9 protein-coding genes are annotated in these 12,868 nt (G+C 61.9%); all 9 read left to right on the forward strand.

All coding sequences use genetic code 11. From position 1 onward, the window contains the following. Nucleotides 1-39 precede the first annotated feature (39 nt). The 9 genes from CVS27_RS15895 (at nucleotide 40) to CVS27_RS15935 (ending at nucleotide 12,868) form a co-directional block, all read left to right on the forward strand. Entirely contained in the window at nucleotides 40-1,812 is a 1,773-nt protein-coding gene (locus tag CVS27_RS15895) for an ABC transporter ATP-binding protein (protein ID WP_103466829.1), read from the forward strand. Beyond that, nucleotides 1,809-3,746, forward strand: a complete 1,938-nt coding sequence (locus CVS27_RS15900; RefSeq protein WP_103466830.1) for an ABC transporter ATP-binding protein — start codon at nucleotides 1,809-1,811, stop codon at nucleotides 3,744-3,746. The genes CVS27_RS15895 and CVS27_RS15900 overlap by 4 nt, the downstream gene beginning before the upstream one ends. After that, complete coding sequence (locus CVS27_RS15905) at nucleotides 3,743-4,135, forward strand: GntR family transcriptional regulator (protein ID WP_243400228.1); 393 nt, start codon at nucleotides 3,743-3,745, stop codon at nucleotides 4,133-4,135. Before CVS27_RS15900 ends, CVS27_RS15905 begins: the two co-directional genes overlap by 4 nt. 124 nt (nucleotides 4,136-4,259) lie before the next feature. Then, complete coding sequence (gene uvrA, locus CVS27_RS15910) at nucleotides 4,260-7,148, forward strand: excinuclease ABC subunit UvrA (RefSeq protein WP_103466831.1); 2,889 nt, start codon at nucleotides 4,260-4,262, stop codon at nucleotides 7,146-7,148. 189 nt (nucleotides 7,149-7,337) lie between these two features. After that, nucleotides 7,338-8,093: an HAD hydrolase-like protein gene (locus tag CVS27_RS15915; protein WP_243400229.1), complete on the forward strand. Its 756-nt coding sequence runs from the start codon at nucleotides 7,338-7,340 to the stop codon at nucleotides 8,091-8,093. Continuing rightward, nucleotides 8,080-8,748, forward strand: coding sequence for a lysophospholipid acyltransferase family protein (locus CVS27_RS15920; protein WP_103466833.1), 669 nt, complete (start codon nucleotides 8,080-8,082; stop codon nucleotides 8,746-8,748). The genes CVS27_RS15915 and CVS27_RS15920 overlap by 14 nt, the downstream gene beginning before the upstream one ends. A 79-nt stretch (nucleotides 8,749-8,827) precedes the next feature. Further along, nucleotides 8,828-10,810 carry an excinuclease ABC subunit UvrC gene (gene uvrC, locus CVS27_RS15925; RefSeq protein ID WP_103466834.1) on the forward strand — a complete coding sequence of 661 codons (1,983 nt, stop codon included), beginning with the start codon at nucleotides 8,828-8,830 and terminating at the stop codon, nucleotides 10,808-10,810. Nucleotides 10,811-10,946: 136 nt separating this feature from the next. Next, nucleotides 10,947-11,870 carry an RNase adapter RapZ gene (rapZ, locus tag CVS27_RS15930; protein WP_103466835.1) on the forward strand — a complete coding sequence of 308 codons (924 nt, stop codon included), beginning with the start codon at nucleotides 10,947-10,949 and terminating at the stop codon, nucleotides 11,868-11,870. Between the two features lie 2 nt (nucleotides 11,871-11,872). Further along, nucleotides 11,873-12,868: a gluconeogenesis factor YvcK family protein gene (locus tag CVS27_RS15935; RefSeq protein WP_103466836.1), complete on the forward strand. Its 996-nt coding sequence runs from the start codon at nucleotides 11,873-11,875 to the stop codon at nucleotides 12,866-12,868.

Below are 12,868 nucleotides of genomic sequence, written 5' to 3' on the forward strand. Positions count from 1 at the left end.
AGTTCGAACCAAATTTTGATGCGCACCTAGGAGTTTGACGTGCTGTTTCGCTTGATAGCCCGCAATGTGGCACCGCACAGGGCGCAGTTGATCATGATTGTGGTGCTGCAGTTCCTCTCCACGCTGGCCACGCTGTACCTGCCCACGCTCAATGCCGACATCATCGACGACGGCGTGGTCAAGGGCAACATCGCCCTGATCATGAACCTGGGCGGCTGGATGCTTGCCATCACGGCGGGCCAGGTGGTGTGCGCCATCGCGGCCACCTATCTCAGCGCCAAGCTGGCCATGGGCGTGGGGCGGCAAATCCGGCGCGACCTCTTCGATAAGGTGGAGACGTTTTCCTCCCAGGAGGTGGGCATCATTGGCGCGCCGTCGCTGATCACGCGCACCACCAACGACGTCCAACAGGTGCAGATGCTGACCCTGATGTCGTTCACCATGATGGTCATGGCACCCATCATGTGCATTGGCGGGATCGTGCTGGCCATGGACCAGGACGTCCCCCTGTCCGGGCTGCTGCTGGTGATCCTGCCCGTGCTGATCGTGGCCATTGGCCTGATTGTGCGCGTTTTGGTCCCCACCTTCCGCAAGGTTCAGAAGCAGCTTGACGACATCAACGGCGTGCTGCGCGAACAAATCACCGGCATCAGCGTGATCCGCGCCTTTGGTCGCCGCGACTATGAGGCTGACCGGTTCGCCACGGCCAACGGCGCCCTGACCTCCTCCCAGCTGCGGGCCGGGCGGCTGCTCTCGCTCATGTTCCCCACCATCTTCTTTGTGGTGAATGTGACAAGTGTTGGCGTGCTGTGGTTTGGCGGGCAGCGCATCGACGCCGGAGACATGCAGATTGGCGCGTTGACGGCGTTCCTGAGCTACATCATGCAAATCCTGATGTCGGTCATGATGGCCATGTTCATGTTCATGATGATTCCGCGCGCAGCTGTTAGCGCCGAACGCATCATGGAGGTCCTGGACACCGAAGCCAGCGTGGTGGATGCTCCCGACGCTGTTTCCGTCAAGCAGCTCGACGGCGTACTGCAGGTCACCGACGCCGCCTTCAGTTATCCCGGTGCCCAGGCTCCTGTCCTGTCGGGGGTGAGTTTTACGGCCACTCCGGGTACCACGACGGCGATCATCGGCTCCACGGGCAGTGGCAAGTCAACGCTGTTGAACCTCATACCCCGGCTGCTGGACAGCACCGCAGGCTCGATCGAGCTGGGCGGCCACAACGTCAAGGGTGTGACGCTGGCTGCGCTGCGCGGCTCCATCGGCCTGGTGCCGCAGAAGGCCTACCTGTTCACCGGCACCGTGGCCAGCAACATCCGCATGGGAAACCCACAGGCATCGGACGATCAAGTCTGGGAGGCACTGGAAACGGCCCAGGCTGCCGACTTTGTCAGGGGCATGCCCCACGGGCTGGAGTCTCCCATTGAGCAAGGTGGATCCAATGTGTCCGGCGGCCAGCGGCAACGGCTGTGCATTGCCCGCGCCATTGCAGCACAGCCGTCGCTCTATCTTTTTGACGACAGCTTCTCCGCACTGGACTACGCCACGGACGCGAAATTGCGGGCGGCCTTGAGGCCTGTCACCCGCGACGCGGCAGTGTTGGTGGTGGCTCAACGCGTCGGCACCATCAAGGACGCCGACAATATTCTGGTGCTTGATGAAGGGGCGTTGGTGGGCCAGGGAACCCATGAGCAGTTACTTGAGAGCTGCCCCACCTACCAAGAAATCGTGACATCCCAGATGAGCGCCGATGACCAGCTTTCAGACAACGAGCTGTCAGACAACAAGGGAGGTGCGGAATGACCATGATGCGAGGGGCCCGCGCTGGCGGCCCGCCACAAAAAGCCATCGCCTTTGGCCCCAGCCTCAAACGAATCCTCGCCTTGATGGCGGCCGACAGAATCCGGATAGCAGCGGTGGTTGCCATGGCTGCCATCTCCGTGGGCTTGTCGGTGTTAGCCCCGAAGGTTTTGGGCCACGCAACAGACATTATTTTCGACGGCGTCGTAGGCCAGATGCTGGACACATTCCCGGCCGGAACCACCAAGGAACAGGCGGTGGCGGCGCTGCGTGCCAGCGGCCAGGGCCAACTTGCTGACATGCTCAACGCCATGAACGTGGTGCCAGGGCAGGGCCTGGATCTGCAGGCTCTGGGCGGCGTCTTGGTGATTGTTTTGGGTCTGTATGTGGTGGCGTTCTTCTTCAACTGGTCCCAGGGCTACATCACCACGGGCATTGTGCAGCGTTCCATGTACCGGCTCAGGACAGAGATTGAAGCCAAGCTGGACAAGCTGCCCATGTCACACTTCCAGCAGGAATCCCGCGGGGACGTGCTCTCCCGTGTCACCAATGACATTGACAATTTCTCCCAGACGCTGAACCAGACGCTGACTCAAATCCTCATCGCCGTCCTCACAGTGTGCGGCGTGCTGGGCATGATGTTCTCCATCTCGCCCATGCTTGCCGGTATCTCCCTGCTCACGGTGCCGGTCGTTGCCGTCATCACCGTGATGATTGCCAAACGCTCCCAAGTGCAGTTTGCGGCGCAATGGAAGAGCACGGGCGAGCTGAACGGCCATGTGGAGGAAATGTTCACCGGCCATGAGATTGTCAAGGCCTTTGGCCAGCAGCAGGCAGCCATTGAGAAGTTCCGGGTCTCCAATGACAGCCTTTACGAATCCAGCGCCAAGGCCCAGTTTATTTCCGGCATCATCATGCCCAGCACCAACTTCATCTCCAACCTGAACTATGTGGTGGTGGCGGTGCTCGGCGGCATTCAGGTGGCCCAGGGTGCCCTGACTATCGGCAGTGTCCAGGCGTTTATTCAGTACTCCCGCCAGTTCAGCCAGCCCATGGCCCAGCTGGGCAGCATGATCAACCTGCTGCAATCCGGGGTGGCCTCGGCAGAGCGTGTCTTTGAGCTGCTGGATGCCGAGGAGCAAACCCCGGACCACACCCCGCCGGCGGTGTTGGCCGAACCTAAGGGGCGGGTGGTCTTTGACCACGTCAACTTCGGCTACAAGCCGGGGGAGCCGCTCATCAAGGACCTGTCCCTGGTGGCCGAACCTGGCCAGACGGTTGCCATTGTGGGGCCCACCGGCGCTGGCAAGACCACCCTGGTCAATCTGCTCATGCGGTTCTACGAGATCGATTCGGGCACCATCACCATTGACGGCGTCAACACGGCCCGCCTGACCCGTGATGACCTGCGCAGCCAATTGGGCATGGTGCTCCAGGATGCCTGGCTGTTTGGTGGGACCATCAAGGACAACTTGAGGTACGGCAAGCTGGACGCCACCGAGGAGGAGATCATTGAGGCCGCGGTGGCCACGCATGTGGACCACTTTGTGATGTCGCTCCCCGACGGCTATGAAACAGTCCTCAGCGACGACGGCGGCGGGCTGAGTCAGGGGCAACGCCAGCTCATGACGATTGCCCGCGCGTGGGTTGCCAACCCCGGCATTCTGATCCTGGACGAGGCCACCAGTTCCGTGGACACCCGCACCGAAGTCATGATTCGCACGGCCATGAACAAACTCCGCCACAACAGGACCAGTTTTGTCATTGCGCACAGACTCTCCACGATTCGTGACGCAGATTTGATACTGGTGATGAATAACGGTGAGATCATTGAACAGGGCAACCATCACGTGCTCCTTGAACGCAAGGGTTTCTACTTCGAGCTATACATGAGCCAGTTTGGAGATCCGCTGGTGGAAGAGGTGAGTCAGTTATGAACACCATGGATATTTTAATGCGCCGCTGGCATCTGGACTCGGAGTCCACAGTGCCGCCCTATGAGCAGATCCGCTTGCGGATCCTGGACCTGGCAGCCTCGGGTGAGCTGGCCGTGGGCAGCAAACTTCCGTCGGTGCGTGCACTCGCGGCGGATTTGAGCGTGGCAGCCAACACGGTGGCCAGGGCGTACAGGGAACTGGAGCAGGCAGGCATTGTGGTGACGGCTGGACGCAGCGGCACCGCCGTGGCATCCGGCGGCGACGCCATTTCGGCCCAAGTTGCAGCGGCGGCTGATGCCTTTGCCGCCGTCGTGCGTGATTTGGGTGTGCCCCATAGCCAGGCGCTGCGCATTGTGGGCGCCGCCCTGGATCGCGCCGTCAGCGGCTGACGTGCGGCAACAACGGCGCGCGTTCGAACGAACTTTCGATTATACTTAGCAGTGAATGCGCGCGAGCCCGGCCGAGTTCTGGCCGTGCCGCGCCCACACAGTGGACAGCAATGTGAAGGAAACAATGGCCCAGTTGCACAACTCGTCAACCGATCCGCAGCGCCCCGACTTGTCGCGTTTGATAGTCAAGGGCGCCCGCGAGCACAATCTGCGCAACGTTGACCTTGACCTGCCCCGTGACGCCATGATCGTGTTCACGGGATTGTCTGGTTCGGGGAAGTCCTCCCTAGCCTTTGACACCATCTTCGCCGAAGGCCAGCGCCGCTATGTGGAATCCCTCTCCGCCTATGCCCGGCAGTTCCTGGGCCAGGTGGACAAGCCTGATGTTGACTTCATTGAGGGCCTGTCCCCGGCGGTTTCCATTGACCAGAAGTCCACCAGCAAGAACCCCCGCTCCACGGTGGGCACCATAACCGAGATTTATGACTACATGCGCCTGCTGTGGGCCAGGGTGGGAACTCCCCATTGCCCCACCTGCGGCGAGCCCATTGCCAAGCAGACCCCGCAGCAAATCGTGGACCAGCTGCTGGAGATGCCTGAGGGCACCCGCTTCCAGATCCTGGCCCCCGTGGTCCGCGACCGCAAGGGCGAGTTTGTTGAACTGTTCAAGGAACTCACTGCCAAGGGCTATTCCCGCGCCAAGGTGGACGGTGAGCAGATTCAGCTCAGCGATCCACCCAAGCTGAAGAAGACGTTCAAGCACACCATTGAAGTAGTGGTGGACCGGCTCGTGGTCAAGGACGGCATCCAGCAGCGCCTCACCGACTCCGTCGAAACAGCCCTGGGGCTGGCTGACGGCCGCGTGCTGGCCGAGCTGGTTGACCTGCCGGAGCAGGATTCCGGACGTATCCGCTCCTTCTCCGAGAACTTGGCCTGCCCCAACGAGCACCCGCTGGCCATTGACGAGATTGAGCCGCGCTCCTTCTCCTTCAACAACCCCTTCGGGGCCTGCAGCGCTTGTAGCGGTATTGGCACCAAGCTTGAAGTTGATGAAGAGCTCGTCATCCCCAACCCGTTCCTCTCGCTGCGTGAGGGCGCCATTGCCCCGTGGTCGCTGGGCACCGCCACCACTGAGTACTGGAACCGCCTCCTGGAAGGGTTGTCGGCCGAACTCGACTTCGACCTTGACACCCCGTGGAACAAGCTGGACACCCCAGTGCGCACGGCCATCCTGTACGGCAAGGACCACAAGGTGGTGGTGCAGTACAAGAACCGTTTTGGCCGCGAACGCAAGTACAGCACAGGCTTTGAAGGCGCCGTGCAGTACATCCAGCGCAAGCACATCGAGACGGAATCGGACTCCGCCCGTGACCGTTACGAAGAATACATGCGCCAGATTCCGTGTCCCGCGTGTGGGGGAGCCCGGCTTAACCCGGCCTCACTGTCTGTGCTGATCAACGGCAAGTCCATTTCCGCTGTTGCCGCCCTGTCTATGCGCGACTGCTTCGACTTCCTCTCCAACCTGGTGCTGACGGGGCGCGAAGCCCAGATTGCCAGTCAGGTCCTGAAGGAGATCCAGGCCCGCCTGCGGTTCCTGCTCGACGTCGGACTTGAGTACCTGAACCTGGAACGCGCCTCGGCCACCCTCTCCGGCGGCGAAGCCCAGCGTATTCGCCTGGCCACGCAGATCGGCTCCGGCCTGGTGGGCGTGCTGTACGTGCTTGATGAGCCGTCCATCGGTCTGCACCAGCGGGACAACCGCCGCCTGATTGAAACGCTCACCCGCCTGCGCGATCTTGGCAACACCCTCATTGTGGTCGAACACGATGAAGACACCATCAAGGAAGCCGACTGGATTGTGGACATTGGCCCCGGCGCCGGTGAGCACGGCGGCGAAGTGGTGCACTCAGGATCCTTGGAGGACTTGCTGGCCAACACCCGCTCCCTGACGGGCGACTACCTGTCCGGGCGCAAGTCCATCGCCATGCCGGCCACCCGGCGCAAGTACGACAAAAAGCGTGAACTCACGGTGGTCGGGGCCAAGGAGAACAACCTCCAAAACGTTGACGTGAAGTTCCCGCTGGGCGTGTTGACGGCCGTGACCGGCGTCAGCGGCTCCGGCAAGTCCACCCTGGTCAACGAGATCCTGTACAAGGTGCTGGCGAACAAGCTCAACGGCGCCAAGCAGGTTGCCGGCCGCCACCTGCGCGTGGATGGTTTGGAGCACCTGGACAAGGTGGTGCACGTGGACCAGAGCCCCATTGGTCGCACGCCGCGCTCCAACCCGGCCACTTACACGGGCGTTTTTGACAACATTCGGAAACTTTTTGCCGAGACCAACGAATCAAAAATGCGCGGCTACCAGCCGGGGCGTTTCTCCTTCAACGTCAAGGGCGGGCGCTGCGAGGCGTGCACCGGTGACGGCACGCTGAAGATTGAAATGAACTTCCTGCCGGATGTTTACGTGCCGTGCGAGGTCTGCCACGGAGCCCGCTACAACCGCGAAACCCTGGAAGTCCACTACAAGGGCAAGTCCATTGCCGACGTGCTGAACATGCCCATCGAGGAAGGCGCCGACTTCTTCGCAGCCTTCACCCCCATTGCCCGGCACCTGCGCACGCTGGTCGACGTCGGACTCGGCTACGTGCGCTTGGGGCAGGCCTCCACCACCTTGTCCGGTGGTGAGGCGCAGCGCGTCAAGCTCGCCGCCGAACTGCAGAAGCGCTCCAACGGGCGCAGCATTTACGTCCTGGACGAGCCCACCACGGGCCTGCACTTTGAGGACATTCGCAAGCTGCTGTTGGTGCTGCAGGGGCTCGTGGACAAGGGCAACACCGTCATCGTCATTGAGCACAACCTTGATGTGATCAAGAGTGCTGACTGGATTGTGGACTTGGGGCCCGACGGCGGCACCGGTGGCGGCCAGGTGATTGCCACGGGAACCCCGGAGAAGGTGGCCAAGAGTGAACAAAGTTACACCGCCACGTTCCTGCGCGAAGCCCTGAACGTCTAGCCCCGTCACCCCTTCCCAACTGTGACGCAGTTGTTGCTCCAAAATCGCCTCAGAAAGCGCTTTCCACCGCAACAACTGCGTCACAGATGGGAGGGCGGGGGCTGGGTGGCTGTTGAATTCTTCGCTCAAGATATGCCTGCCGGTGCATGGATGAGTTGGTAGTGGGGCATGTCGTGAGAAACTATGGACGTGAATATCGCCGCTCCGCCCGTCAATCGTGGCAAAACTGCCACCGCAGTCCTTTTCGACCTCGATGGGACCCTTGTTGACCCGGCCGGAGGGATCACCCAAGGCATTGAATATGCCCTGAGGACCATGGACTTGCCCAGTCCCGGACTGGACGCCCTCAATGCGATGGTCGGGCCCAAGCTCGCTGACGCGCTGGTCACTTTTGCCGGTGTACCGCTGGACACCGTGCCGGCGGTTATTGCCGCATACAGGGTTTGGTATGGCCGTCAGGGTATGGCCATGTCTGTGCTGTATCCGGGCATCAAGGATCTGCTGACTCAGCTGAAAGCGGCAGGGGTTCCACTGGCTGTTGCCACACAGAAGCCCGAACCACTGGCCAAGAAACTGTTGGCACTGCATGAGATTGACCAGTTGTTTACCGTGATCAAGGGCTCTCACGCGGACGAGACCCTGATGCCCGGTGCGCCTGGCTACCGTGCAGGGAAGAGCGAGATCATTGCTGCCGCATTGACTGAACTCTCAGAACTGGGCGATCTTGCAGATGGCGCCGGGTCCGCCGCAGTCATGGTGGGGGACAGGCACCAGGATGTGCGCGGTGCCCAAGATAACGGCCTTGACTGCATTGGCGTCTCGTGGGGCTTTGCCGCCGACGGCGAGCTGGCGGCGGCAGGCGTGACCGCCGTCGTGCACTCTGCAGACGAACTTGCCCAAGAATTGACTCAGACTTTCTTGGAGGCTCGCGATGGTGCTCTATGACATGACCCGTGGGCTGACACGCGGAACCATCAGCGCACTGTGCCGGCCTACCGTTGAAGGTCTGGAGAATGTGCCCACCGACGGGCCGTTCATCGTGGCGCCCAACCATCTGTCCTTCTTTGACTCGGTCATTGTGCAGGCGCTGACGCCCCGGCCGGTTTCCTTCTTCGCCAAGGCCGAATACTTCAACGGCAAGGGCATCAGGGGAAAACTGATGAAGTCATTCTTCGAGTCGGTGAACTCCATCCCGGTGGAACGCGGCGAACAGGCTGCCAGCGTTCAGGCCTTGAAGACGCTGCTGGAGATTCTGGGCCGCAATGAGGGCGTGGGCATTTATCCCGAGGGCACACGCTCACGTGATGGAGTTCTGTACCGCGGCCGCACCGGCGTAGGCTGGCTGGCCCTGACAACGGGCGCCCCAGTGGTCCCCGTAGGCATTATTGGCACCGAAAAGTTGCAGCCAGCCGGTGGGAAGGGCTTCCGGCCGGCAAAGTTCACGCTGCGCTTCGGCAAGCCGCTGTACTTTGAAAAAACGGGCCCGGACCATTCCCTGCCCGCCAGGCGGCACGTCACTGACACCATCATGGATGCCATTGCCGAACTCACTGGCCAGGAGCGCAGCGCCAAATACAACCAGAGCCCCAGCATCGAATAGGCCCCACCCGCGTCCGCCCACAGCGTGCAAGCCCGCTGAACGTCGCCCCGGACGCACGGGCCCACCCTAGAATGATGATGTGGCAGATCCAGCAAGTTACCGGCCCAAGCCCGGCGAAATTCCTACGGACCCAGGTGTTTACCGTTTCCGTGATGAACACGGACGCATTATTTATGTGGGCAAGGCCAAGAACCTCCGATCCCGGCTGAATTCATACTTCGCCAATCCGGCCACCTTGCTGCCCAAAACCCATGCCATGGTTCATCATGCGGCAAGTGTGCAATGGACCATTGTGGGCAGCGAGCTGGAAGCGCTGCAGCTGGAATATACGTGGATCAAGGAATTCGCGCCCCGGTACAACCTTGCGTTCAGGGACGACAAAACGTACCCGTATCTCGCCGTCTCCATGAGTGAGAAGTTTCCCCGCGTCCAGGTGATGCGCGGTGAACGGCGCAAGGGCACCAAATACTTTGGCCCGTACACAGCCGGTGCCATCCGCGAAACCATGGACACCCTGCTGCGGGTGTTTCCCGTGCGCAGCTGCAGCACGGGCGTGTTGCGCCGCGCCGAACGCAGCGGCCGCCCCTGCCTGCTGGGCTACATCGACAAATGCGCTGCCCCGTGCGTGGGCCGTATCAGCATCGAAGACCACAAGGCCCTGGCCCAGGATTTCTGTGACTTTATGGGCGGGGAAGCCAAACGTTTCATCGGCACCCTGGAGAAGCGCATGTCAGCCGCCGTGGCTGAGCTGGACTACGAACAGGCCGCCAGGGTGCGCGATGACATCATTGCGCTGCGCAAAGTCTTTGAACGCAACGCAGTGGTCCTGACCGAAGACACCAACGCGGACATTTTTGCTGTGGAGCAGGATGACCTTGAAGCTGCAGTGCAGGTCTTCTTTGTCCGCGGCGGGCGCATCCGCGGCCAGCGAGGCTGGGTGGTGGAGAAGGTCGAGGACGCCTCCAACGCCGAGCTGTGGGAGCACCTGATGCAGCAGGTCTATGGCGGAGAGGAACAGCAGCAGGACGCCATCCCGCGCCAGATCCTTGTCCCCGAGCTGCCTGCCAACCATGAATACCTGGCCCAGTGGCTGGGTGAGCTGCGCCAAGGCAAGGTCTCCATCAAGGTGCCCCAGCGGGGCGAGAAGGCTGCGTTGATGGACACTGTCCAGATCAATGCCCGCCAGGCCATGGCCCTGCACAAGTCACGCCGGGCAGGGGATCTGACAACGCGCTCACTGGCGCTTCAGGAACTCCAGGAGGCCCTGGATTTGCCCATGCCGCTGCTGCGCATTGAATGCTTCGACATCTCCCATGTCCAAGGCACCAATGTGGTGGCCTCCATGGTGGTGGTGGAGGACGGCATCGCCAAGAAGAGCGAATACCGCAAGTTCGCGATTACGGGTGAAGCCGCCATCGACGACACCGCGTCGATGTATGACGTCATCACCCGCCGCTTCCGCAACTACCTCGCGGAGAAGGAGACGCGCGCCCAGGGCACCCTCGCCAGCGGTGAGCTTGTGGCCGGAGGTGCTGAGGACACCGTTGAGGCGCCCAAGTCCAAGTTCGCCTACCCGCCCAACCTGGTGGTGGTCGACGGCGGCATACCCCAAGTTAACGCTGCGGCGCGGGCATTGGCCGACCTGGGCATCACCGACGTTGCCGTAATTGGCCTGGCCAAACGCCTCGAGGAGGTATGGGTGCCCGAAAGTGACTTCCCGGTCATCTTGCCGCGTTCCTCGGAGGGCTTGTATCTGCTGCAGCGGATCCGTGATGAGGCCCATAGATTTGCCATCACTTTCCACCGGGCAAAACGCGGGAAGGCCATGGTGGCCTCAGTCCTGGATACCGTGCCGGGGCTTGGTGCCGCCAAACAGAAAACGCTGCTGGCCCACTTTGGTTCACTCAAGAAGGTCCGTGCCGCCACGGTGGAGGAATTGGCGCAGGCCAAGGGTGTGGGGCCCGTGCTGGCGCAAGCCATCCATGACACCGTGAACGCCAGCGACCAGAACCTGACGCCCGCACCAGCAATCAACATGACCACCGGCGAAATACTCGACTAGCGAACGCGCCTGGCGGCCTCCTCCCGGAAAGCCGCTTCGCGCCTTTCCGGGTCCCTCGGAGGATAGGCTTAGTCTGTAGCCGTGGCTGGGCGGCGGAACCCTTGGGTTTCACACAAATAATTGACAGGGAAACGTAATGAACCAAGAGCAAGACACGACCGGCAGCGGCGAGGAATCCTTGACGGCGGTTAAACCGGTTGAAGCCGAACTGTTGGTGGTAACGGGCATGTCCGGCGCCGGCCGCAGCACCGCTGCCAACGCCCTGGAAGACCATGGCTGGTACGTCATCGAGAACTTGCCACCGCAGATGCTGGGCACGCTGGCGGAGCTGGTCTCACGCATGCCGGCAGCGCTGCCCAAGCTGGCCGTCGTCGTCGATGTCCGCGGCAAGGCTCTCTTTGCAGACATTCGCGAATCACTCAACGCACTCTCATCCGCCGGCGTGAGCTACCGGGTGCTGTTCCTGGACGCCAGTGACGACACGCTGGTGCGGCGCTTCGAGCAGGGCCGGCGCCCCCACCCCTTGCAGGAGGACGGCCGGATCCTCGATGGCATCGCCGCCGAGCGCCTGCTGCTCGCGGAAATGAAGAACCAGGCGGAGATGATCCTGGACACCTCCGTCATGAACGTGCATGAGCTGGCCTCTGCCGTCACGGAGCTGTTTTCCGAGTCGGGTCCGGTGGTTTTGAGCCTGACGGTCATGAGCTTCGGGTTCAAGTACGGCCTGCCCGTGGACGCCAACTACGTGGCGGATGTCCGTTTCATTCCCAACCCGCACTGGATCCCGCAGCTGCGCCCGCTGACCGGCCAGGACGAGGCCGTCAGCAACTTTGTGCTCAACGACAACGGCGCAGCCGACTTTGTGGACAGGTACGTGCACGCCCTGGAACCAGTCTTTGAGGGCTACCGCCGCGAGAACAAGCACTACGCAACCATTGCGGTTGGCTGCACAGGCGGCAAGCACCGTTCTGTGGCTGTTGCCATTGAACTTGCCAAGCGCCTGAGCCAATTGCCGCGCGTCACCACAAGTATTCGGCACCGCGATTTGGGCCGGGAGTAAGCGTGTACACAGGAATTCTGCCTATTGTGCCGTCCGCTGCGAAACTGCCCACCCTGAACACCGGAGCCAAGGTGGCAGCCCTGGGCGGCGGGCACGGACTGGCCGCATCACTCTCCGCGCTGCGCCTGGTTACGGGCAATGTTACCGCCGTCGTCACAGTAGCTGACGACGGCGGCTCCTCCGGCCGCCTACGCGAAGAGTTGGGTGTCCTCCCGCCGGGAGACTTGCGCATGGCCCTGTCGGCGCTGTGCGACGACACTGACTGGGGCAGGACCTGGCGCGATGTCATGCAGCACAGATTCACCTCGCGTGAGGGAGTTACCGGATCCCTGGACAACCACGCCCTGGGCAACTTGCTGATTGTGACCCTGTGGGAACTGCTCGGCGACCCCGTGGCCGGCCTGCGCTGGGCCGGGGCCCTGCTGGGTGCCCGCGGCGAAGTGCTGCCCATGGCCAGCGTGCCCCTGACCATCGAGGGCTTGGTGAAGGTTCCCGGTTTGCCCGGCCGCCTCATCCGCGGCCAGTCCCTGCTGGCCAAGGCAGGGGAGGTGGAGGAGGTGCGCCTGCTGCCCGTTGACGCGCCCGCCTGCACGGAAGCCGTGACGGCCATTCAGGACGCAGACTGGGTGGTTCTGGGGCCCGGCTCCTGGTACACCTCGGTGCTGCCGCACTTGTTGCTGCCACAGATGCGTGAAGCCCTGTGCACCACCAAGGCCAAGCGCCTGCTCACCATGAACCTGGACGTCAACGATGCAGAGGCCGATGGCATGAATGCGGCGGACCACTTGCACGTCATTTCACGGTACGCACCGGAGTTCAATGTTGACGTGGTGCTGGCGGATCCCTCATCCATTGGCGATGTTGGCGAATTCACACAAGCGGCCGCAATGATCGGTGCCGAGGTGGTGTTCGGTAAGGTGGGGAGTTCCGGTGGCAACGCTGTCCACGATCCGCTACGGTTGGCAGCTGCGTACCGCGATATCTTTGGGGGTCATTAA

It is taken from the genome of Arthrobacter glacialis (assembly GCF_002909445.1).
In the GTDB taxonomy this organism is placed as follows: Bacteria; Actinomycetota; Actinomycetes; order Actinomycetales; family Micrococcaceae; genus Specibacter; species Specibacter glacialis.

What these genes read in the sequence shown, in the direction of transcription:
- CVS27_RS15900 (WP_103466830.1), top strand. Translation starts at nt 1,809, where the DNA reads ATGACCATGATGCGAGGGGCCCGCGCTGGCGGCCCGCCACAAAAAGCC.
- rapZ (WP_103466835.1), top strand. Translation starts at nt 10,947, where the DNA reads ATGAACCAAGAGCAAGACACGACCGGCAGCGGCGAGGAATCCTTGACG.
- uvrA (WP_103466831.1), top strand. Translation starts at nt 4,260, where the DNA reads ATGGCCCAGTTGCACAACTCGTCAACCGATCCGCAGCGCCCCGACTTG.
- CVS27_RS15920 (WP_103466833.1), top strand. Translation starts at nt 8,080, where the DNA reads ATGGTGCTCTATGACATGACCCGTGGGCTGACACGCGGAACCATCAGC.
- CVS27_RS15905 (WP_243400228.1), top strand. Translation starts at nt 3,743, where the DNA reads ATGAACACCATGGATATTTTAATGCGCCGCTGGCATCTGGACTCGGAG.